Raw genomic sequence first — 22,840 nt, 5'->3', positions numbered from 1 at the left:
ATGCTGGCCTATATCCTGCGGCGACTGCTGCTGATCATCCCCACATTGTTCGGCATCCTGATCATCAACTTCATCATCGTCCAGGCCGCTCCTGGCGGGCCCGTAGAGCAAATGATCGCCAAGCTCGAAGGGTTCGAAGGCGCCACCAGCCGAATCGCAGGTGGGGGCGCCGAGGTGTCGGTAGCCGGCTCCAACTACCGGGGTGCCCAAGGCCTGGACCCTGCGCTGGTGGCGGAGATCGAGCGCATGTACGGCTTCGACAAATCGCCGCCCGAACGCCTGTGGATCATGATCAAGAACTATGCCCGGCTGGATTTTGGCGACAGCTTCTTCCGTGACGCCAAGGTCATCGACCTGATCCTGGAGAAGATGCCGGTATCGATCTCGCTGGGGCTGTGGAGCACGTTGATCATGTACCTGATCTCGATCCCCCTGGGGATCGCCAAGGCGGTCAGACACGGCAGTCACTTCGATGTGTGGACCAGCTCGGCGATCATCGTGGGCTATGCCATCCCGGCGTTCCTGTTCGCGATCCTTCTGATCGTGCTGTTCGCCGGCGGCAGCTACTTCGACTGGTTCCCACTGCGCGGCCTGACCTCCAACAACTTCGATGAGCTGAGCACCACGGGCAAGGTCCTCGATTATTTCTGGCACCTGGTGTTGCCGATCACGGCCCTGGTGATTGGCAACTTCGCCACCATGACGCTGCTCACCAAGAACAGCTTTCTCGACGAGATCAACAAGCAGTACGTGGTCACCGCCAAGGCCAAGGGCCTGAGCCGGTCACGGGTCTTGTACGGCCACGTGTTCCGTAATGCCATGTTGTTGGTGATCGCAGGCTTTCCCTCGGCGTTCATCGGCATCTTCTTCACAGGCTCGCTGCTGATCGAGGTGATCTTCAGCCTCGACGGGCTGGGCCTGATGAGTTTCGAAGCGGCCATCAACCGCGATTACCCGGTGGTCTTCGGCACCCTGTTCATCTTCACCCTCCTGGGGCTGGTGGTGAAACTGATCGGCGACCTGACCTACACCTTGGTCGATCCACGCATCGACTTTGCCAGCCGGGAGCACTGACATGGCCTTGTCCCCCCTGAACCGTCGTCGCTTCGAGCGTTTCAAGGCCAACCGCCGTGGCTGGTGGTCGCTGTGGCTGTTCCTGATCCTGTTCGGGCTGAGCCTGGGCGCCGAGCTTATCGCCAACGACAAGCCCATTGCCGTGCAGTACGACGGCCAGTGGTACTTCCCTGCCTTCAAGCGTTACCCGGAAACCACGTTTGGCGGTGAGTTCCCGCTGGAAGCCAACTACAAGAGCCCCTACGTGCGTGACCTGCTGGCCAAGAAGGACAGCTTCGTGCTGTGGGCACCCATACCGTTCAGCTACCAGAGCATCAACTACGACCTGCGCGTGCCCGCCCCCGCTCCCCCCTCAGCTGACAACTGGCTGGGCACCGATGATCAAGGGCGCGACGTGTTGGCACGGGTGATCTACGGGTTCCGCATTTCAGTACTGTTCGCCCTGACCCTGACCGTGCTCAGCTCCATCATCGGCGTGATCGCCGGTGCCTTGCAGGGGTTCTATGGTGGCTGGGTGGACTTGGCTGGGCAACGCTTCCTGGAAATCTGGTCCGGCTTGCCAGTGCTCTACCTGCTGATCATCCTGGCCAGCTTCGTGCAGCCCAATTTCTGGTGGTTGCTGGGCATCATGCTGCTGTTTTCCTGGATGAGCCTGGTGGACGTGGTCCGCGCCGAATTCCTGCGCGGACGCAACCTGGAGTACGTTCGCGCCGCGCGCGCACTGGGCATGCGCAACGGCGCGATCATGTACCGGCATATCCTGCCCAATGCCATGATCTCGACCATGACGTTCATGCCGTTCATTCTCACCGGCGCGATCGGCACGCTGACCGCGTTGGACTTTCTCGGCTTCGGCCTGCCTCCGGGCGCTCCGTCGCTTGGCGAATTGGTTGCGCAGGGCAAGTCCAACCTGCAGGCGCCGTGGCTGGGCATCAGCGCATTTGCCGTGCTGGCCGTGATGCTGAGCCTGCTGGTATTTATCGGCGAGTCCGCCCGCGACGCCTTCGACCCGAGGAAGTGACATGAGCGAAGAAAACCTGATCGAAGTGCGTGACCTTGCCGTCGAGTTCGTGACCGGCGAGCACACCAACCGGGTGGTCGACGGCATCAGCTTCGACATCCGCAAAGGTGAAACGCTGGCGCTGGTCGGAGAAAGCGGTTCGGGCAAGTCAGTGACTGCCCACTCTATCCTGCGTTTGCTGCCCTACCCCCTGGCGCGTCATCCCGGTGGCACGATCCGCTATCAAGGCAAGGATTTGCTGCAGCAGAACGAAAAGAGCATGCAGCGCATTCGTGGCGACCGTATCGCGATGATCTTCCAGGAGCCGATGACCTCGCTCAACCCGCTGCACTGCATCGAAAAGCAGATCAACGAAATTCTGCTCATCCACAAGGGGCTGACCGGCAAGCAGGCCACCGCTCGCACCCTTGAGTTACTGGAGATGGTCGGCATCCCAGAGCCGCGCAAGCGCCTCAAGGCCCTACCCCATGAACTCTCGGGCGGGCAACGTCAACGTGTGATGATCGCCATGGCGTTGGCCAACGAGCCAGAATTGTTGATTGCAGACGAACCGACCACCGCGCTGGACGTGACCGTGCAACTCAAGGTGCTTGACCTGCTCAAGGCGCTGCAGGCGCGCCTGGGCATGGCCTTGTTGTTGATCAGCCATGACCTGAACCTGGTACGGCGAATCGCGCACCGGGTGTGCGTGATGCAGCAGGGGCAGATCGTCGAACAAGCCGACTGCGCCACGCTATTCGATGCCCCACAGCACCCGTATACACAGATGCTGATCAACGCCGAACCCAGCGGTTTGCCGGCGCACAACACCCCCGGCTCGCCACTGCTGGCAGTGGATGACCTGAGGGTGTGGTTTCCGATCAAGAAAGGCTTGCTGCGCCGCACCGTCGACCACGTCAAAGCCGTGGACGGTATCAATTTCAGCCTGCCCCAGGGGCAGACCCTGGGCATCGTGGGCGAGTCGGGCTCAGGCAAGTCGACCCTGGGCCTGGCGATTCTGCGCTTGATCGGGAGCCAAGGTGGCATCCGCTTCCACGGGAAAGAACTGCAAGGGCTGAACCAGCAAGCCGTACGCCCCCTGCGGCGGGAAATGCAGGTGGTATTCCAGGACCCGTTCGGCAGCCTCAGCCCGCGCATGAGCGTGGCCGAGATTGTGGGTGAAGGCCTGCGCATCCACCGTATCGGGACCGCCCAGGAACAGGAAGCCGCCATCATCGCAGCGCTGCAGGAGGTCGGACTCGACCCGCAGACGCGCCATCGCTACCCCCATGAGTTCTCAGGCGGCCAGCGCCAGCGCATCGCGATCGCCAGAGCCCTGGTGCTCAAGCCGGCGCTGATCCTGCTGGACGAGCCCACCTCCGCGCTGGACCGGACGGTACAGCGCCAGGTGGTTGAGCTGCTGCGCAACCTGCAGCAGAAATACAACCTCACCTACCTGTTCATCAGTCACGACCTGGCAGTGGTCAAGGCTTTGAGCCATCAGCTGATGGTGATCAAGCAAGGCCATGTGGTCGAGCAAGGGGATGCTCAAACCATCTTTCAGGCCCCGCAACACCCCTACACCCAGCAACTGCTGGAGGCCGCGTTCTTGCAGCCTGAAGCCCGTTAACGCCCACGGCGCGTTAACCGTGTCCCGGCCCGACGCGCTCTTCTACAGGGCGCGTCGGTTTGACACGCTGTCAGGCGGCGGCGGGCGTTTCACACTGCGCCCTGACCTGCAGGACGCTAACGCAGGTCCTTGCTGACCCGCTCGACAGCGCCGACCACGCGCTTGGCGCCTTCCTGAATACTGCTGATTACATGCCCTGCATGGTCAGCCAGCTGCAGGCCGTTAGCCGCTTCGGCACGGCTGCTTTGCACTTCGCCCACGGCCTGGGTCACCAACGCTTGGTTACGTGCCACCACCGCATCGATTTCCGCCGTGGCCGCGCTGGTACGTCCGGCCAGTTTGCGCACCTCGTCTGCCACCACGGCGAAGCCGCGCCCCTGATCACCCGCCCGCGCCGCCTCGATGGCTGCGTTGAGCGCCAACAAGTTGGTTTGCGATGCAATGGCGCCAATGGTCTGGACGATGGCACTGATCACCGTCGATTGCTGGCCGAGCGCGCTGATGGTGTCACCGGCCGACTGCAGTTGACGCGCGACCCCCTGCATGGACTGCCCCACTTCCTGCATGACCACGACCCCTTCGCTGGCGCTGCCATCGGTTTGCAGCGACACTTCCAGCGCCACCTGCGCCGCTTGCTTGACGGCCTCTTCACGCTGCACCTGGTCGGTCACCAAGGAAGCGAACTTGACCACCCTCACCAGCTTGCCGCTGGCATCGCTGACCGGGTTGTAGCTGGCCTCGAGCCAGACCTCATGCCCGTGGCGGTCCAGGCGTTTGAAACGCCCGGTCACATAGCGACCTGCGTTGAGGGTGCGCCAAAAGTTGCTGTATGCCTCGCCCTTGACCTCATCAGGGCTGCAGAACATGCGGTGATGCTGCCCCACCACGTCGTCCAGGCGGTAACCCAACGCCGTCAGGAAGTTGGGGTTGGCGGCCAGCACCTTGCCCTCAAGGTCGAACTGGATGATGGCGCTGGAGCGCAACAGGGCCTCCAGCAGCGCCTGGCTTTCTTGCGCAGGAGCGGCCAGCCAGTTCCCGAGTGGCTGCCCTACCACCGCTTCGGGCGAAACGCCCAAGGCAGTGGCGAACGCCGGGCTGCATTCGAGAGCGCGACGTTGTGCATCAAGGCGCAAGAATGCGCCGTTTTCCAAAACGTCCAGGCGCTGGCGAAGCGTAGCCAGTTCGGTTTCGCGGGCGGCCAAGGTAGCTTTGAGTTGCCGATTGAACATGGGGTCACCTGAGGGTGGGGTGCGTCAGCACCAGCGTACTGTCACTGCTTACGTGTGACAGATCAGTCAATACTTGTACAGGCCCACAGCGCGGTCTAAAGGATGCCTGGGGTCTGTCCATCACGTCCCTGATGCCGTTTCGACTCGAAGATACGGCGGTCGTTCCTATAGACAGGCTTAATAAATGTGATTGAACGGGACGAAGGCGCGGGGAAGGACGCCATCATCCAGATATCACCTTTCTGTACAAGAAATCACCTGTGTACAGGTTCAATACAAGGGCCTTTGCTCCGCGCTGCCGCGTGGAGCGTTTTCAGAAAAACTGAAGACAATCGTCTTTCTTCATCGCCCAGAACGCGCATAAATAACGTCAGTCTCCTTATGACCCGGTACGACCCATGCCTACACGTCTTCATGATGCCGCCACCGTCCTTCGCCAGATCACAGAACGTGTGAGCCTGCCAGCGCCCTGCCTAGCACTCTCCCAGGCACGTGAACTGCTCTCGGAGCATTACGGCCTCTGCGGCGAACTACAGCCGCTTGGCAGTCAACAGGATCTGAATGTGCTTATGGATACTGGCCAGGGCAAGTTCGTGCTCAAGGCGTGCCACGCCAGCTACGCCGAGCCCGAGCTGCACGCTCAGCATGCTGCGCTGGGTGTGCTGCGTGACCAGGGCTTGCCAGTGCCTTCGGTGGTTGCCGCAAAGACTGGCAACACCCTGCTGACACTGGATATCGAAGGGCAAGCGCTGAGGGTCCGGGTCTTGGAATACTTGCAAGGACAGCCCTTGACCCGATGCGGGTGGCTTCCAGCCCCTGTGATTCAGGCGATGGGCACCCTTTGCGCGCAGGTCGACAGGGCCCTTGCAGATTTCGACCACGAAGGTCTGGCACGCACGCTGCAATGGGACCCCAGGCACGCCCCGGCATTGATTGACCGCCTGCTGGCACAGGTGGAAGACCCAAGGCTACGCGGACGGCTGAGCGAGGCAGCACGAGCCGCTGCCATCCGCCTTTCCCCTCTGATGAAGCAGTTGCCCATCCAGGCCGTGCACCTGGACATCACCGATGACAACACCGTCTGGGCTCAAGATGCGCAGCGCCAGTGGCAACTGCAGGGGCTCATCGATTTCGGCGACCTGGTTCGCACCTGGCGCGTTGCCGATCTGTCGGTGACCTGCGCAGCGCTGCTGCATCATGCCGACGGTGACCCTTTCAGAGTGCTTGCCGCCGTCAGTGCCTATCAGGCGGTCAATCCGCTGACCGAGGCAGAACTACGCGCGTTGTGGCCCTTGGTGGTCAACCGTGCAATCGTGTTGGTGCTCAGCAGTGCTCAACAGCAGGCCATCGACCCCGGTAACCAGTACATTCGCGATAACGCCGCCCATGAATGGCAGATTTTCGAGACTGCGCAGGCCGCACCGTTGGCACTGATGGAAGTCGCCATTTTACAGGCAGCTGGTTCGGCGCCTTCGGCCCCCTGCTTCGTTGATTGCGCACCGCTGCTACCTACCGTGGCTGGCCACCCGGTCGCCCGCCTCGATTTGGGGGTGCTGAGCGTGCACTGCGATGCCGGCAATTGGGAGGTGCCAGGTTTCGACCAGCGCCTGCTGGCAGCCCAGTCAGCACCAGCATGCACGTTGCATGGGCAGTATCGCTTGTCCCAGACACACATCGATCGTAGCGAAGAACCGGCAACCTGCGCATTGGGGGTGGAGCTGAAACTGGAGCCTGGCACGGCCGTGCAGGCGCCGCAGGACGGCACGTGGCGGTCTGTAGATGAACAGAGCGGGTACTTGCGCAGCTCCTCATGGGACCTGTGGCTCACTGGTTTGGCACAGGCCCCCGCCGATGGGCAATGGTTGCGAAAGGGCGATGCCTTGGGCAACAGCGGGGAGAGGCTCAGCGTCCAGCTATGCCTGGACAGCAGCCTCGAACCGCCGTTCTTCGCCGCGCCCTCCCGCGCGCCAGCATGGCTGGCCCTGTGCCCTTCTCCTGCGGGCTTACTGAGGTTGGACTGCAACGCAGACGCCCTGCCAGACCCTCACGCGTTACTGGCTAGACGCGGGGCCAGTTTTGCCCGGTCGCAGAAGCATTATTACCTAGATCCACCCCAGATCGAGCGCGGCTGGCGCAACTACCTGATCGATCTGCAAGGTCGCTCTTACCTAGACATGCTCAACAACGTGGCCGTACTCGGGCATGGTCATCCGCGCATGGCGGCCGAGTCGGCACGGCAATGGTCGCTGCTCAACACCAATTCGCGCTTTCACTACGCCGCCGTCACCGAATTCTCCGAACGCCTGCTGGCCCTGGCGCCCGACGGATTCGACCGCGTTTTCATGGTCAACAGCGGTACTGAAGCCAATGACCTGGCAATCCGCCTGGCATGGGCCTACAGCGGTGGACGCGACATGCTCAGCGTACTGGAGGCCTACCATGGCTGGTCAGTGGCGACCGATGCGATCTCCACGTCCATTGCCGACAACCCGCAGGCCCTGGAAACCCGCCCCGCCTGGGTGCACCCGGTCGAAGCCCCAAACACGTTCCGCGGCCGTTTCCGAGGCCCGGACAGCGCCGCTGACTACCTGCGCGACGTCGATAACCGGCTGGCCGAACTCGATGCGAGCAGGCGCCAGCTGGCTGGAATCATCTGCGAACCTGTGTATGGCAATGCCGGCGGCATTGCCTTGCCGCCGGGCTACCTGCAAGCGGCCTATGCCAAGGTGCGCGCACGCGGCGGGGTATGCATCGCCGACGAAGTGCAGGTGGGCTATGGCCGTCTAGGGGAACATTTCTGGGGTTTCGAGGAGCAAGGCGTGGTGCCGGATATCATCACCATGGCCAAGGGCATGGGCAATGGCCAGCCGCTGGGGGTGGTAATCACGCGTCGCGAAATCGCCGAGGCGCTGGAGGCTGAGGGTTACTTCTTTTCCTCTGCCGGCGGTAGCCCGGTCAGTTGCCGCATTGGCATGGCGGTACTGGATGTGTTGCAGCAGGAGGGCCTGTGGGACAACGCCCGCGAGACGGGGCGCTATTTCAAGGCCCGCCTTCAAGCGCTGGTCGACAAGCATCCCTTGGCGGGTGCGGCGCATGGTTCGGGCTTTTATCTGGGGCTGGAACTGGTGCGAGACCGGGATACGCTGGAACCTGCGACCGAGGAAACCATGGTGCTGTGTAACCGTCTGCGCGAGCTGGGGATTTTCATGCAGCCGACGGGCGATTACCTGAACATCCTGAAGATCAAACCGCCGATGTGCACCACGCGGGCGAGTGTGGATTATTTTGTGGACTGTATTGATCGGGTGCTTTCGCAGGGCGTGTGAGGGGGATGGCCTGTTGGCCTGAATCTTTGAGCCGTCCATATGGGCCCGCGGCCACGCGGGCGACCCAAGTGGCTAGGCGGCTGACCTATCTAGCGGCATCAGTAGTGTGAATTGGGCACCGCGCTATCGTGACGTGTGCCCAGCCAAGTCAAGGTGCATTTATCGCCTGCAATAATAAGTCGTGGGACGCGCTGTACAGCATCTAAATACTTGGCCAGGAGCCATGACACTGCATTGAAGAAAACCTACTACACAACTAAATGCGTATCCGTTTCTTCTTGTTACAACAGAATAGACACAGAAGCCGCAATAGGAATATGTTTCGTTTTATCTCATTATCTTGCGTGCGCCCGGGTTCTTTTTTAAGGTTCCTGAGCCGAGAGCAACCTCACGGCACCCCACTCAAACGTAACATCTAGATAATGGTCATTTAAATGCCAAGAGAGCTACCTGCCACGGTCATTACTGATCGTCGTCCCGATTTTTCGCCACTCACTGTCCGTCCAGTTGTGGAACCTCTTGACCCCCAAGCACAGGACACATTGGACTGGTTGATTCGCGCTAACGAATATGTCCAAGACTGGATGACACAGAAAGAAAATGAAATTAATCAGCAACATGATGAAAACTTAAACGCATTGGATGCCGAACTAGATGCTGACATCTTGGAGGCAGGCGGACTAAACACGACCATCGACATATTAACACCCATCAATATTGTCAGGAACGAGAAAAATGTATTAATCAAACTCTACATGGCCAAAGAATCAACCGCCACTGAAAAAAACGCCATTGCACTGCGTTTCGCCAGCAATCACGGCTTTGATCCGGCCAGTGCCAAACCCTCCAGCTTTGTACGCGCCAAAGGCTACAAGGTGGTAGTCGACCAAAAGCGCCTAGCGGACTGGGCGGACAGTTTACAAGCTGTTAAACTTTTTCAAATTTACACTGAAATGGCACAACGTCTACGAGCGCGTGTAGAAACCCTTTTAGCTATCGAAAGCACACAAAATATCCGCGCAGCGGAAGCACTAAGCGCGGCAATGGAACAGATTCGTCTGAATCAGTATCCTTCTCCACCCCCAGGTGTATCACTTGACCAGAACCTCGAAGAATCCAAAGCTCAAAAAGAGCACTTCAAGAATGGTGGTACCGCTTTTCTACTGAGCTGGTTTTATAAGAAAGTGCGTAATCGTGGTGAGTGGGATTACAAGCAGCTGGGCTCGCAGTTTGAAAGCTTTGGAAATTTCAATTATGGTGCTACAGGTACTGCAAGCGGGATATCCGAAGCCGTCCTCTTAAGAGCTGCAGGGGCTGCACAGTTGGTTTCAGGCACATCGCAAGCGGATTTCGACGCTTGGTGGGCAGAGGCGCCATACGGTGACGATCCAGTAGATCAAGCATGGATTAAAGCAGGTATTGATTATGCCAAGTCCAAAGAACACTAGGATTTGCCTCTGGTTATTAACACTGCTCTGCCTAGGCCAGATGATCTACATTTATGCATCCAACCGTACTTTGCCAGATCCCGATGAAATCATTTCCGTGTCCCGTGTCGGAGAGAACGGCGCCATCTATGAAGTTCGGTACAGTGGTGGGGGCGCTACAGTCCCTCACGTGTACAGGCACTTCGTGATGGAGGTCCAGCCCAGTCATGAAGCCGCCTTGCAAAGAAGCAAAGATTCAGTTCCTTTTTTGGTGACGAGAAGTACGGGTGCGGTCTACGAGATTACGAGCCGATCCGTAAAACTACGCACCCTAAATAAGATCTACGAATTCCACAATACGGCCTATTACAAGGTCGAAGGTAACTTGAATGAGGTGAAATTCGAACTGGAGGCACGAATGCCATAATGGAGGTATATTAAGGCACACCAGTGCTGCAAAAAATCGTTCCCAGCGGGAGAAACGGACACCCCGCTGACTATCAAAGTCATGATCTTAACTGCCCTATCGATTAGCCTATAGAAATAAGGAAAATCCGACCCGACTCAGTCGGCAATGCTTCAGGCAGAAACTCACTTAACCATAGTGTCTGGGCAAGCACACATTAATGAAGCAACGACGCGAACCCTGACTCTGCTCGCACGCCACGTATTAACTCCTGACCTTACATCGTCAACTTTTTGCTGTTGCTGTTGATCTTGATCTTGCTTTGGCTTTTGATCTTGCTTTTGATCTTCGCGACTTCAGAAGGCCGAACGCAGGTCTTGCGGAGGGAGGTGACAGGCATGGATGCCTGTCAAGCGCTGGGCCCCAGGATGGGGCCTACAGCGCGCTCCTCCCGGGAGCAAGACCGGAGTGAGGGAACCCCGAAGCGCAGCGTAGGGGCCGTATGAATGGAGCGCAGCGTTTTTTGGTTACTTTTTGTCGCGTTTGACAAAAAGTGACTCGCCGTAATGGCGAAAAGGTGATTAAGCGTCGCCATCGCAAATGGACTATGCTCTCTTTCAACACCCACACCAACGCAATCAAACTTAAACTTAAAACTTAAAACTTAAAACTTAAAACTTAAAACTTAAAACTTAAAACTTAAAACTTAAAACTTAAAACTTAAAACTTAAAACTTAAAAGCGTGGGCGCACATAGCAAGTTGGTATTCATTGGCGCGAGTGGCGCACAGTCACCTTTCCGCCCTTACGGCGGCTCACTTTTTGTCTTGTCAAAAAGTAAGCAAAAACCGCCTGCTCCTATCATCCGGCCCCTACGCTACGCTCCGGGGTTCCCTCGCTCCAGGCTTGCTCCCGGGAGGACCGCGCTGCAGGCCCCATCCTGGGGCCCAGCGCTTGACAGGCATCCATGCCTGTCACCTCCCTCCGCAAGCCCTGCGCTCGGCCTCCTGAAGTCGCGATCTGCGGCGCCTGGACGACCGCGCGCTTAGAAGCAAGAGCAAGAGCAAGAGCAGCGGCAGCGGCAGCGGCAGCGGCAGCGGCAGCGGCAGCGGCAGCGGCAGCGGCAAGGATTAAAAGCCACTTTGGCTACTTGATCAATGCCTCCGACTCTAGCTGCGGCAAACGCCGCTCGTCCTGCAACATGATCTCAACTGTCGTCTCGGTAACCCGCCGCTCAGGCTGCACCGCCTGTTGCTGCGCTTTGCGCGCTTCAACCCTGCGCTCGATCATGCTGGGATACCGAGACGCCAACATCATAAGCGCAGCAACAAACAGGAACACCAAAAGTATCGCACCTGCATCACCCTGAGCGCGACGCTTCTTCATCCTTGAACCACCGTGCAAATCCCTGCAAAACGCCCCCATCAACGATCCTTGAATTGCGCCTCACGCTTGGCGATGAACGCGGCCATGCCTTCTTTCTGATCTTCGGTAGAGAACGCCGCATGAAACACCCGCCGCTCGAATCGCACACCTTCGCTGAGGGTGACTTCGAACGCGCGGTTAACGCTCTCCTTGACCATCATGCTTACCGGAATGGACTTGGCAGCGATAGTGGCGGCCACTTTCAGCGCCTCCTGCAACAGCTCGTCCTGCGGCACGACACGCGCCACCAGCCCTGAGCGCTCCGCTTCCTCAGCACCCATCAGGCGACCGGTCAGGCACAACTCCATGGCTTTGGCCTTGCCCACCGCACGGGTCAAGCGCTGCGTGCCTCCCATGCCCGGCAACACCCCAAGGTTGATTTCAGGCTGACCGAACTTGGCATTATCGCCAGCCAAAATGAAGTCGCACATCATCGCCAGCTCACAACCACCGCCCAGCGCAAACCCCGACACGGCGGCAATGATCGGCTTGCGCCGGTTGGCGATGCGGTCGGCATCGCTGAACAGGTCGTCCACGTAGATTTGCGGGTACTTGAGCTCAGCCATTTCCTTGATGTCAGCGCCAGCGGCAAACGCCTTCGCCGAACCTGTGAGCACCACGCAGCCAATGCCAGGGTCGCGCTCGAGCTGATCCAAGGCCTGGTTCAGTTCGCTGACAATCTGCGCGTTCAAGGCGTTGAGCGCCTGCGGGCGATTGAGCGTGATCAGGCCAACCTTGCCATGAATGTCCAACAGGATGGTTTCAAATGCCATGTGGTCTGCTCCTTCAAAGATTGCGCGCAATGACCATGCGCTGAATATCGCTGGTGCCTTCGTAAATCTGGCAAACCCGCACATCGCGATAGATGCGCTCCAGCGGGAAGTCGCTCAGATAGCCATAACCGCCCAGGGTCTGCAAGGCGTGTGAGCACACCTTCTCTGCCATTTCCGAAGCAAAGAGCTTGGCCATGGACGCTTCCACCAGCGCAGGTTGCCCCGCATCGCGCAAGGCGGCAGCGTGCAACACCATCTGCCGGGCGACGGCGACCTGGGTTGCCATGTCCGCCAAGCGAAAAGCCACAGCCTGATGCTCAATCAGCGGCTTGCCAAAACTCTGCCGCTCCTTGGCATAGTCACGGGCCACTTCGAAGGCGGCGCGCGCCATGCCTACCGACTGGGCCGCGATGCCGATGCGCCCGCCCTCAAGGTTGGCCAAGGCAATCTTGTAGCCCTCACCTTCCTCACCCAGTCGGTTGGCCACAGGCACGCGCACGTTGTCGAACACGATCTGACAGGTATCGGAAGCATGCTGGCCGAGCTTGTCCTCGACACGGGCCACCTGATAACCCGGTGCGTCGGTCGGCACGATGAACGCGCTGATGCCGCGCTTGCCGGCCTGCGGATCCGTCACGGCGAACACGATCACCACCCCGGCATTCTGGCCGGAGGTGATGAACTGCTTGCTGCCATTGAGCACGTAGTGCTCGCCCTCACGGCGCGCGCGGGTTTTCAGGCTGCTGGCATCGGAGCCTGCCTGTGGCTCGGTCAGGGCGAATGCCCCGAGCATGGCGCCGGTTGCCAGGGGCGTTAGAAACGCACGCTTTTGCTGTTCAGAGCCAAAACGCAGAATAGGCACACACCCGACCGAGTTGTGCACGCTCATGATGGTCGAGCAGGCACCATCGCCGGCCGCGATCTCCTCCAGAGCCATAGCATAGGCCACATAACCGGTGTCGCTTCCGCCCCACTGTTCAGGCACCAGCATGCCGAACAGGCCGAGCGCTGCCATTTCCTCGATGGCTTCGCGGGGAAACCGATGCTCCTTGTCCCACTGTTCGGCAAAAGGGCGCAGCCGCTCCTGAGCAAAGCTGCGCACGGCATCGGCGATCTGTTGTTGTTCTTCGTTGACCAGCATGGTTTACCTCACTCCAGGCATTCGACAGCCATGGCCGTGGCTTCACCACCGCCAATGCAGATGGCCGCCACCCCACGACGCAGGTTGTTCTGGCGCAGGGCGTGCAGCAGCGTGACCAGGATGCGCGCCCCTGAAGCGCCGATCGGGTGGCCCAGTGCGCAGGCGCCGCCATGGATGTTGACCTTGCCGTGGGGCAGGTCCAGATGCTTCATGGCTGCCAGGGTCACCACGGCGAACGCTTCATTGATTTCAAACAGGTCGACATCGGCAAGCGCCCAACCCGTGCGCTTGATCAGCTTGTCGATTGCCCCGATAGGCGCGGTCGGGAACAGGGCCGGTGCATCGGCGAAGGCCGCATGACCGTGGATAACGGCCATCGGTTTCAAACCTCGCTTGTGCGCCTCGGAGCGACGCATCAGCACGAGTGCCGCCGCGCCATCTGAAATGGAGCTGGCGTTGGCAGCCGTTACCGTACCGCCGTCTCGAAACGCCGGGCGCAATTGCGCGATCTTGTCCAGGCGCGCCTTGGGCGGCTGCTCGTCGTCCTTGACCAGACGGCGTTGCTTGCTTTCAGTCACCTCCACCGGGACGATTTCATCCGTAAAGCGACCATTGAGAATGGCCTGCTGGGCACGGGTAAGCGATGCGATGGCAAAATCGTCCTGGTCTTTACGGCTGAAACCATTGGCCTGGGCACAGTCTTCGGCAAACGTGCCCATCAAGCGACCCTTGTCATAGGCGTCCTCAAGACCATCCATGAACATGTGATCGATCACCTTGCCATGGCCCATGCGGTAACCGCCGCGGGCCTTGTCCAGCAGGTATGGGGCGTTGCTCATGCTCTCCATGCCACCGGCGACCACCACGTCGGCGCTGCCTGCCGCCAGCAGGTCATGGGCAAGAATGGCGGCCTGCATGCCGGACCCACACATCTTGTTAAGCGTCGTACAGGTAGTGTGCTTGCCCAGGCCAGCGCCCAGTGCAGCCTGACGCGCCGGCGCCTGCCCAAGGCCTGCCGGCAACACGCAGCCGAACAGCACTTGATCGACGCTGTGCACCTGCACACCAGCGCGCTCAATCGCGGCGCCAATGGCCGCACTGCCCAACTGCACGGCAGACAGGCTGCTAAGCTCGCCTTGCAACCCCCCCATCGGGGTGCGTACTGCGCTGACGATGACGATGGGATCTTCTCGGGTATTCATGGGTGTAATCCTCACTTGGCTGCCATGCGCAAGGCACCGTCCAGACGGATGACCTCACCATTGAGCATGCTGTTCTCGATGATGTGGCGCGCCAGCGCCGCGTATTCCTCCGGACGCCCAAGGCGCGGAGGAAAAGGCACGCCCGCTGCGAGCGAGTCACGAACCTCGGGCGTCATCCCGGCCATCATCGGGGTTTCGAAAATGCCCGGCGCAATGGTCATCACGCGAATCCCGTAGCGCGCCAGCTCGCGCGCTGCGGGCAACGTCAGGCTGGCAACGGCCCCTTTGGACGCTGCATAGGCACATTGCCCGATCTGACCATCGTAGGCCGCGACGGAGGCCGTGTTGATGATCACGCCCCGTTCGCCTTCGTCGTCCGCCTCTGCGTCGGCCATCGCCTCGGCACATAACCTCAGCAAGTTGAAGCTGCCCACCAGGTTGATATTGATGACACGGGCAAAACTGGCCAGGCCGTGCGGGCCTTGTTTTCCCAATACCTTTTCAGCGCCCACGATGCCTGCGCAGTTCACCAGACCGTGCAGACTACCGAACGCTGCAAGTGCTGCCGATACGGCCGCTTTTGCAGCTGCTTCGTCACTGATGTCGGCCACGCTGAAACGCGCGCGCTCGCCCAGCTCGCGGGCTTTGGCTTGCACGGCGTCGCCGTTGAGGTCCACAAGCATGACCGAGGCGCCTGCCTCGATGAGCATGTGCGCGGTGGCGGCGCCTAGACCGGAGGCAGCGCCGCTGACGATGAAGTGTTTGTTGGCTATTTGCATGGTCGGTTTCCTTTCAAGCGCTGGCCGTGGTGGCGAGCTGCGCGTGTTGTCGAGCTATTTCCTGATTGCGCAGGATGAAGCGTTGCAGCTTGCCGCTGGGGGTCTTCGGCAACTCGCTGACGAACTCGACTTCTCTGGGGTAGGCATGGGCGTATAGGCGCTGGCGAACATGCTGGCGCAGCTGCTCTTCAAGCTCGGCGCTGGCGCCGTAACCCTTGGCCAGTACCACGAATGCCTTGATCACCTCGGTGCGCTCAGGATCAGGCTTGCCGATCACTGCAGCCTCAATAACGGCTGGGTGCTCGATCAATGCGCTCTCCACATCGAAAGGCCCAACCCGATACCCGGACGTGGTAATCACATCATCGCTGCGCCCGACGAAGCTGATGCTGCCGTCGGGGTTCAGTTCGACGGTATCGCCGCTCAGGTAGTACTTGCCGACAAAGGCCTTGGTCGGCAACCCGTGGTAACCGGCGAACCAGCATAAGGGCGATTGTTCGCGATCCACCGCCAGGATACCCGGCTGACCGGCGGGTAGTTCGCGTCCCTGCTCATCGAGCACCACAATCCGATGCCCCGGTACGGCAAAACCTGCAGAACCTACGTGCACCGGGTGGCCCAGCCCGTGATGGTTACACAGCACCATGCCCAGCTCCGTCTGCCCGTAGTGATCATGAATGGTTACCCCGGCATGCTCGGCGAACCAGCGGATCACTTCCGGGTTCAACGGCTCCCCTGCACTGCTCACCACGCGCAGGCGTCCTTTGACTGGGGTACTGAACTGCTCGCCGGCTGCAATGAGCATGCGAAAGGCCGTTGGCGAGCCGGCCAGGTTGTTGATGCCCAACTGGGTAATGACCTGCGTGCAGCTGTCGACACTGAAGGGGCCATTGTAGAAGGTGGTCGCGTGGCCCAATGAAAGCGGCCCGGTGACTGCGTAATACAAGCCATACGCCCAGCCCGGATCAGCCAGGTTCCAGAACCTGTCCTCGGGGCGCAGATCGATGGCATCACGCATGTAGCCTTGGAACGCTACGATGGCCCGTAGCGGTACTTCAAGGGGTTTTGCAGGCCCGGTGGTTCCAGATGTGAACATCAACAGGAAGGGATCGTCACCTGTGAGCATGACCGGCTCGCAATCAGGCGAGGCGTTTTCAAGACACCGCTGGAAGTCCGGTTCGCCATCGCGGGCATCGACCGTGATCGTGAGCGGGCAAGCTTTGACATCATCGAGCTTTATCCGATTACTGCGGTCAGTCACCACAACACGGGCATGCGACTGATGCAGTCGGTGCTCGATCGCAGCAGGCCCGAAGGCGGTGAACAACGGCTGATAAACGGCACCCAGGCGCCAGGTGGCGAGAATGGTGATCAGCAGTTGCGGGGTGCGAGGCAACAGCCCCGCTACGCGGTCGCCCACACTGACACCATGGGCACGCAGGACACTGGCAAAGCGGGAGGCCAGCGCTTGCAGCCTATCGAAATTCAGCTGCTCGTAGTTGCCTTCACTGTCCAGCCAGTGCAGGGCCACCTTGTCGACGCCCGTGTGGCGATCACAACACTCGACACAGGCGTTAAGGGCCTGCAGCTCGCCCTGCAAGGCCGCCTGCGCGGCACCAAGGTAATGGAACGAGCGAGCGGCCTCGGCGTAGTCACGCATCGTCAGACTCCTGCTTTTTTATTGTTGGAGTGCACGGTTAAGTCCGGACGATGTTCGCGCCGCTCAGGCGTAACCACAATGGCCAAACCATTCATTGTGGATGATCGGTTTGGCCACAACGGCGGTTAGCCCAATCCGCGTTCGCGCCCCAACAGCAATTGCCGGGTCAATTCGAATACCAGCGACTGGTCCTGAGCGGCTTGTTCGGTGTCCAGGCTGTCGAGCTGGAGCTGATAATCGCCAGCGTCCATCGTCGACTGACGCAAGGCCAACGCTGTTCGACGTGCGACAAACTGGGCCTGGTGCGCATCGAACACCTCGGGGTGCCGTTCATGGATGAACCTTGTCCAGAACACACGTTGGGACAGGCTCATTGATAGCGCGTCAGGGGTCATCGCTGCCATCACCTCACGGTAGGCGTTCTCAAGCTGAATGCTGGTCAGCTCGGCAGCATCGGCGTAGAGCATGCTATGGGGCTGACACGGCAAGTTCAGGCGAGCCCGCAACCTCACACGGTAGGCCAGGCTGACGGCAGCCTGGTCCACCCTTTCCCGCGCAGCCAGGCGCTGCAATACATCGCGCCTGGCGACCTGCTCAAGTCGGTCCAGGCGAAACAGTTGCTGCCCGATACCCAATAGATCATTGCCACGCTCCGGCGCGACGTTGCGCTCAGCCCCATCGACGAGTGCTCTGAGTTGTAGCTCACTGAACCGATCAGCAACGGTGTTCATGCAGGTCAATGGCAGACGAGCCAGACTTTGGATTCGCTGCCGCAGTTGCTCGTTGCCATCAATGGCTTGGAGTAGAGCCCACACCCGCTCCGCCAGCTGGAACGATGCAGTGTCGTAATCACCGGTATCTTCAAGAAGCCCTAGCAGCCGTACCAGGCCATCGCTGTCCGAATCAGTCATCAGGCGCGACCAGAGAGCCTGACGGCTTACACGCAATTGCGGATCGCCTGCATCGAGCCAAAGATCACAGGTCACCTGCGGGTCGATTACTCGCCGCGGCTCGGGAAGATGGAAATGCTCGGCGATTGAATCAAGGGCAAAGAGCCGCTGCATCTCGACGCTGCTCAACCGGTTTCGCTCCACCATGAAGCTCATTCGGCGGGCGTGTGGCAGCTGTAGAATTTCCGCAGGCACAATGTGCAGGAGGTTGTCACGCAGGTCGACGCGTTCTAAGGTGCTGCACAACTCCAACCCGTGAGGCCATCCACCCAACCTGCAGTGACGCAAGTTGAGTTCCACCAGGCGCGTCAACTGGTTATAGCGCATCCCAAATGCCCCCAGCGGGTTGTAGCTCAGATCCAGGTGAGTCAACTGCGGCAGGCGGGTGAGCGCGTTCAAGGCGTGATCGTCCAGCCGAATGCTGTTGCGTGCAAGGCGCAGGGTTCGCAACTCGACCAGGTAGGCAATTTCCGTAGGCACGCCCAGCAGACCGTTGCTGCTCAGGTTCAACTCTCTCAAACGGGTGAAGCATGAAAGGAATCCAGCGGGCATGTGCGTAATCGGCACGTCACTGATGACCAATGATCTTGTGAGTTCGAACTCGATATGGGCAGGCAGCTCGGGCAAGCTGCCCACATTCAGATTGACAAGGCTCAGCCGCTGACCGGCCGCCTCATCGCCCAGAGGTTCGCTCGTCTGTCGCCAGGCCCGGCGGATCTGGTCGGCGACCTGCCGACGGACCCGCTGACGGGCCGGATTGGACTCGAAGTCTGTCCAGCGGCTCAGGTGTCGTTCGAGATCAGCATGGTCCTCTTCCAGCTCCAACAAGGCGTCATAGGGAGCATGAGGGCCCTCAAGCAAACGCGCTAAGCGGTTGTCGATTGCACTTTCATCCAGGCCAGGGTACAGATTGCGCAAACGGTTCCTTAGCAGGCTGTCGGGGCTACGCCTTAGAGCCGGACGACCGCTGAGTGGGTAGCCTACGCGACCGTCGGGCATACGTCGGCCTGGATTGAACCAACGATCCTTTCCAGGCCAGCCGAGTAGTTGTTCGACCTCGGCGTGCGTTTCAGGCATCTGTGCAATGAGGCGATCACGCAAGGTCGCGGCAGCGTGGTCGCCATCCAGATCAAGCGCTGTGCGCTGGGCAGGCTCCAGCAATGCGAGTAGCGTCTGGTAGAAGTCGTGCGACTCGTCTATCAAAGCTCCATAGCCTACACTTGCCTCTTCGATGGCCCGGAAACGCCCCTCCTTGTGAACGATTTTGATCAGATTTGCATCCGGCGACTGATCACCTATCGTCGCAATCCGGCGTGCACCCGGGCCGTCTGTCCAGAGCTCTATGTGCAAGGCCGGCCATGCGTCCAATCGCTGCAGCAGGGCCAATGCGAGTTCGCCCGCTTCATCGCAGTAAGCGTTGGGCAGGTACACACCGCACATGGCCCGGGTCAGCCTGGCAACACGCAGCAACGACGCACCCTGGCACAGGCAACGCAATGGCAGTTTTCCCGTGCTCAGGGCAAGATCACGCTCGGTTCGCCCAATGTCAGCGGCCAGAGCTTGGACATAACGCTCGGGCAGACCTGGCATGTCGGATCTGATGACTGAGGACAATGGATCATCGCCCTTCGGTATCTGGCAGAGGTGCTTGAACATGAGCCCGCGTAAGCGACCTGCATCTTCAAGAAGGCGCTCATGCAACTGCGACCCTCCACCAGCAACGGTTTGCTCCAGGCACCACTGCATCAACGCTTCTTCGTTTCGTGGGCTTGCACCAGCTTGCAGGGTTGTAAAAAACCTGCTGACACGCGCATCGGCTTCGAAACGCTCCAGGCTGTCACGCAGACTGGCTGGAATGTCCCGCGCCTCTACCAGTAAACCCCGTAGCGCGGCAACATCGATTCCGGCGGCCTGTAACACTTTGCTCGCCTGCTGGTGAGTGAGCGGTCTTGCCTGAGGCCAAAGCTGTTCGAGCATGAGATCGGGCTGATCCGCTTCCAGTGGTCGACCATCGTTCAACCGCCAGCTTCGCTCGCCAAAGTGTTCGAGAACAGGCCCGAAGCCTTCCGGACGCTGAGCATGACGCAAGCGCCATGGCCCACTAGGATCAGGGCGATGCGCCTGGAAATAGCGTTTGCCACTACGGAAGAACGCTCGCCCCCAGTCCCTGTACAAACCGTCGCTCCCAAGTTGTGGGTCCTCCGGCAAGCTGGCGTAGACCTTGAGGTCGTTGGCCCATAGCCGCGACTTCCCATCGAACCCGCGCACCGGTTCCAGTCCTTCTACAAAATCAGTGGTTGCATATCCCCTGGCCAGTATGTTGGCTCCGGCGCCGATAACGGCAGTCACTGCTATCGTCTCGGCCACACCAAGCATGTGCTCCAGAGCTTCGTGCTGATGACCGTGATGCCAGTCCGCTGCGCCCTCGAAGACTTCCGAAAGCGTTTGCACTACCAATTGTCCAAGCAGCATTGCGCCCATCACAGGTATGAAAAGTCCAGCCAGATTGACCAGATTCCAACCCAACGAGCGCCACTGGTTGCGTCGCACTTCAGAAGCGTGTCGGTCCACCTGCGCGGTTGGCACCAACAACAGACGCGCGTCGTCCTTGATTCGCTGAACCTGCTGGTCGACCAGCCTTGAGAAAATATCCTCCGTTCCTGTGACGCCTTCAAGCGACAGGTCAGGCACGGGGTCGCTCAAGCGCTTGTTCAATGTATCGAGAAAGGAAGCGCGCCCCTCCACAGAGACCAACTGACTGAAGTAAGCCCGGTAATTCTCTTTCTGCAGAGCGGTCGCGAGCACGGCGTTCATTTCCTGGATGGACGTGAAATGGCGCAATGCCTGGCCAGGATCGCTGGGCCTGTAGAGTATGCTCCCTCGATCCGTACCGTGCTCATCGCGCAACTGGACGAGCACGACATCGCACAGGGTATGCCCCAGCATGCTCAGCAAGCCTGGGTAGGCACGCAGCTCGCCGTGATCGACCTCATCGCTCGCCAAGCCCGCCAACGCAATCTGTTGTCCAGCCGTCAGATCGCCGCGCAGTGCTGCCACTTCGGTAGCTAACTCAAGCGCCGCTCGCTTGTCTGCAATCAGTGCGTTGCAGGTGTCGTCGGTGAACACCTGCGACAAGAGCTTCTGATAGCGCCCGCCAGCATTCAGGTCCCGGCATGCCTGCACCAGGGCATCGATGTCTGCGGTGAGCAAGCTGTCTTCACCTGTATTCACCAGACCAGTGCCCAGGTAGAAGCTAGCCTGCTCGTGAAAATTCTGCATCAGGCGCAAAACGGCAGGCTCTCTCAACTCGATTACCTCATCGATCGGGAGGCCGGTGCCTTGCGGGACTTTGAAATTGCGCCGTATCTCCCGCCACTGCAGCGCATCCAGGGCCGGGCTGCCCGGCAGATCTGCAACCAGCCTCTGCATATGCAACTCAGCGAAGCTTTGCAGTGGAATCAACCGCCGCGTAGAGGCGCGCACGCGTTCCTGGCTGGCCTGGTGCGCTTTGAAGCGGTCACGCAGCCGGTTGAGCTGAGCGGGAGAAGCGCGCTTGAGCCACTCAGGCAGGCGCGCGGCTATGAAGTCATGGGTAGCGCTTGCGACCTTGGCAGAGGACGCATTGAAGCCGGAAGCAGTCGTGAGGGAAGCTGACATCGTGTAGGTCCTGTCGATGCTGATTCAACCTGGACTGTGTGATGGGCGCTCAGCGAGTGGCAGACGGAAACCCGACCTAATCGACCTTCCCTGCACCCAGGACCAACGTTCGGTAGTGACCCGGATTGCAGCCAAACCACTTGCGGAAGGCCTTGTAGAACGAACTGCTGTCGGCAAAGCCCAAACGCGCTGCGATTTCCAGCATCCCAACCTGCTCCTGCGCCAACCAGCTGATAGCCAATTGGCGCCGCACGCTGTCCTTGAGGGCCTGATAGCTATGCCCCTCCTCTGCCAACCTGCGCCGCAGCGTGGAAGCCGACAGGCATAACCGGCGGGCGAGCCCATTCGCATCGGGCCACGACGCTGGGTCTTGCTCACTCAGCTCGCGTCGAATGCGTCGAGCGAGGCTGTCGGGATCTCGATACTTGACCAGGATGTTGGCAGGCGCCTGGGCCAGGAAACGGTGCAGCTCGTCATCGCTGCGCCGGATGGGCTGATCGAAGCAATCGGCGGCCAGGATCATACGGGTGCGCGGTCGAGAGAACTGTAGGTTTTCCGAAAACATGACACGGTAGTCATCGCAGAATGCAGGTTCGGTACAGCGCAATTCGATGGCCAGAATCGGAATGCGACGCCCTGCCAGCCAACACGCCACACCATGGACGATCATCCAGAATGTGAAGTAGGTGAAGGCTCGTCGAGGCTCATCAGTGGGCTCGACGATGACGATCTCGGCCAGGCTTTGCTGGCGAATCAAGTGAGGCTGTAGATAATCCAGGGTCAACGACAGGAAAGCCAGTGCGGTTTCGATGCCTGCCCCGACCGTTGGTTGCCCCCTGCTGGCACGGCAGAGAAATGCCAGGCTGCCGCTGCGTAGCCCGCGCGGGTCCATGGCAAAGAACTCATCGTTGCAGCGCCGCGCCAGCAGGCGCCAGAGGCGCGCGTAAGCAGTTGCCGGCACACGCGCACCTGGCAGCGAAAGCAGGTGCGGCTCGATGCCTGCCTTGCGTAGCACCAGAGGCGCGTGGCCTGCTTGAGGACAAGCCTGCAACAACGCCTCGCGTACCAATTCGATGGAGATAGTGTCCTTGTCGCTCATTGGCGGCCCAGTTTGCTCGAATGCAGCCATCTTAGGACCACTGGACAAAAACGCTAGCCTTCA

The 22,840-nt window shown here is 59.9% G+C and carries 13 protein-coding genes and 2 pseudogenes; 5 read left to right on the top strand and 10 right to left on the bottom strand.

What is annotated here, in order from left to right; genetic code table 11:
- Genes B2J77_RS07635 through B2J77_RS07625 form a run of 3 tightly spaced genes read left to right on the top strand, consistent with a single transcriptional unit; the run spans window position 1 to window position 3,704 of the window.
- Entirely contained in the window at window positions 1–1,074 is a 1,074-nt protein-coding gene (locus tag B2J77_RS07635) for a microcin C ABC transporter permease YejB (RefSeq protein ID WP_023534831.1), read from the top strand.
- Between the two features lies 1 nt (window position 1,075).
- Entirely contained in the window at window positions 1,076–2,095 is a 1,020-nt protein-coding gene (locus B2J77_RS07630; protein ID WP_058605100.1) for an ABC transporter permease, read from the top strand.
- A 1-nt stretch (window position 2,096) separates the two neighbouring features.
- Window positions 2,097–3,704 (top strand): ABC transporter ATP-binding protein, encoded by a 1,608-nt coding sequence (locus B2J77_RS07625; protein ID WP_078478303.1) that lies wholly within the window; start codon window positions 2,097–2,099, stop codon window positions 3,702–3,704.
- Between the two features lie 116 nt (window positions 3,705–3,820).
- On the opposite strand, the pseudogene B2J77_RS21865 reads toward B2J77_RS07625, so the two are convergent.
- Window positions 3,821–4,252: pseudogene (locus B2J77_RS21865) on the bottom strand (methyl-accepting chemotaxis protein); the annotation flags it as partial.
- A gap of 105 nt (window positions 4,253–4,357) precedes the next feature.
- Window positions 4,358–4,933, bottom strand: a pseudogene (locus B2J77_RS21860) (PAS domain S-box protein); the annotation flags it as partial.
- Window positions 4,934–5,331: 398 nt separating this feature from the next.
- On the opposite strand from B2J77_RS21860, the gene B2J77_RS07615 reads away from it, so the two are divergent.
- Both B2J77_RS07615 and B2J77_RS21610 read left to right on the top strand, forming a co-directional pair.
- Entirely contained in the window at window positions 5,332–8,259 is a 2,928-nt protein-coding gene (locus tag B2J77_RS07615; protein WP_078478301.1) for an aminotransferase, read from the top strand.
- Window positions 8,260–8,693: 434 nt separating this feature from the next.
- Window positions 8,694–9,707, top strand: a complete 1,014-nt coding sequence (locus B2J77_RS21610) for a polymorphic toxin type 44 domain-containing protein (RefSeq protein ID WP_228385168.1) — start codon at window positions 8,694–8,696, stop codon at window positions 9,705–9,707.
- A 1,530-nt stretch (window positions 9,708–11,237) separates the two neighbouring features.
- Here the strand turns inward: B2J77_RS21610 and B2J77_RS07595 are convergent.
- The 8 genes from B2J77_RS07595 to B2J77_RS07560 all read right to left on the bottom strand — a co-directional run bounded on the left by B2J77_RS07595 (window position 11,238) and on the right by B2J77_RS07560 (window position 22,777).
- Complete coding sequence (locus B2J77_RS07595; RefSeq protein WP_145257510.1) at window positions 11,238–11,477, bottom strand: hypothetical protein; 240 nt, start codon at window positions 11,475–11,477, stop codon at window positions 11,238–11,240.
- Window positions 11,478–11,515: 38 nt separating this feature from the next.
- Window positions 11,516–12,289, bottom strand: coding sequence for an enoyl-CoA hydratase (locus B2J77_RS07590; protein ID WP_058605646.1), 774 nt, complete (start codon window positions 12,287–12,289; stop codon window positions 11,516–11,518).
- 13 nt (window positions 12,290–12,302) lie between these two features.
- Window positions 12,303–13,430: an acyl-CoA dehydrogenase gene (locus B2J77_RS07585; protein WP_058639406.1), complete on the bottom strand. Its 1,128-nt coding sequence runs from the start codon at window positions 13,428–13,430 to the stop codon at window positions 12,303–12,305.
- An 8-nt stretch (window positions 13,431–13,438) separates the two neighbouring features.
- Window positions 13,439–14,632 (bottom strand): acetyl-CoA C-acyltransferase, encoded by a 1,194-nt coding sequence (locus B2J77_RS07580; RefSeq protein ID WP_058639405.1) that lies wholly within the window; start codon window positions 14,630–14,632, stop codon window positions 13,439–13,441.
- Window positions 14,633–14,643: 11 nt separating this feature from the next.
- On the bottom strand, window positions 14,644–15,411 hold the full coding sequence (locus B2J77_RS07575) for an SDR family NAD(P)-dependent oxidoreductase (RefSeq protein WP_078478299.1): 768 nt from the start codon (window positions 15,409–15,411) through the stop codon (window positions 14,644–14,646).
- Between the two features lie 13 nt (window positions 15,412–15,424).
- Window positions 15,425–17,071, bottom strand: a complete 1,647-nt coding sequence (locus B2J77_RS07570; RefSeq protein ID WP_078478298.1) for an AMP-binding protein — start codon at window positions 17,069–17,071, stop codon at window positions 15,425–15,427.
- 125 nt (window positions 17,072–17,196) lie between these two features.
- Entirely contained in the window at window positions 17,197–21,678 is a 4,482-nt protein-coding gene (locus B2J77_RS07565) for an NEL-type E3 ubiquitin ligase domain-containing protein (RefSeq protein WP_078478297.1), read from the bottom strand.
- A 76-nt stretch (window positions 21,679–21,754) separates the two neighbouring features.
- Entirely contained in the window at window positions 21,755–22,777 is a 1,023-nt protein-coding gene (locus tag B2J77_RS07560) for an AraC family transcriptional regulator (RefSeq protein WP_058639409.1), read from the bottom strand.
- Between the last annotated feature and the right edge of the window lie 63 nt (window positions 22,778–22,840).

The sequence above is a fragment of the Pseudomonas parafulva genome (genome assembly GCF_002021815.1).
Classification (GTDB): Bacteria; Pseudomonadota; Gammaproteobacteria; order Pseudomonadales; family Pseudomonadaceae; genus Aquipseudomonas; species Aquipseudomonas parafulva_B.
This window is presented reverse-complemented; position numbering and strand designations above follow the sequence as displayed.

What these genes read in the sequence shown, in the direction of transcription:
- B2J77_RS07585 (WP_058639406.1), bottom strand. Translation starts at nt 13,430, where the DNA reads ATGCTGGTCAACGAAGAACAACAACAGATCGCCGATGCCGTGCGCAGC.
- B2J77_RS07565 (WP_078478297.1), bottom strand. Translation starts at nt 21,678, where the DNA reads ATGTCAGCTTCCCTCACGACTGCTTCCGGCTTCAATGCGTCCTCTGCC.
- B2J77_RS07630 (WP_058605100.1), top strand. Translation starts at nt 1,076, where the DNA reads ATGGCCTTGTCCCCCCTGAACCGTCGTCGCTTCGAGCGTTTCAAGGCC.
- B2J77_RS07575 (WP_078478299.1), bottom strand. Translation starts at nt 15,411, where the DNA reads ATGCAAATAGCCAACAAACACTTCATCGTCAGCGGCGCTGCCTCCGGT.
- B2J77_RS21610 (WP_228385168.1), top strand. Translation starts at nt 8,694, where the DNA reads ATGCCAAGAGAGCTACCTGCCACGGTCATTACTGATCGTCGTCCCGAT.
- B2J77_RS07635 (WP_023534831.1), top strand. Translation starts at nt 1, where the DNA reads ATGCTGGCCTATATCCTGCGGCGACTGCTGCTGATCATCCCCACATTG.
- B2J77_RS07580 (WP_058639405.1), bottom strand. Translation starts at nt 14,632, where the DNA reads ATGAATACCCGAGAAGATCCCATCGTCATCGTCAGCGCAGTACGCACC.
- B2J77_RS07625 (WP_078478303.1), top strand. Translation starts at nt 2,097, where the DNA reads ATGAGCGAAGAAAACCTGATCGAAGTGCGTGACCTTGCCGTCGAGTTC.
- B2J77_RS07560 (WP_058639409.1), bottom strand. Translation starts at nt 22,777, where the DNA reads ATGAGCGACAAGGACACTATCTCCATCGAATTGGTACGCGAGGCGTTG.
- B2J77_RS07570 (WP_078478298.1), bottom strand. Translation starts at nt 17,071, where the DNA reads ATGCGTGACTACGCCGAGGCCGCTCGCTCGTTCCATTACCTTGGTGCC.
- B2J77_RS07615 (WP_078478301.1), top strand. Translation starts at nt 5,332, where the DNA reads ATGCCTACACGTCTTCATGATGCCGCCACCGTCCTTCGCCAGATCACA.
- B2J77_RS07595 (WP_145257510.1), bottom strand. Translation starts at nt 11,477, where the DNA reads ATGAAGAAGCGTCGCGCTCAGGGTGATGCAGGTGCGATACTTTTGGTG.
- B2J77_RS07590 (WP_058605646.1), bottom strand. Translation starts at nt 12,289, where the DNA reads ATGGCATTTGAAACCATCCTGTTGGACATTCATGGCAAGGTTGGCCTG.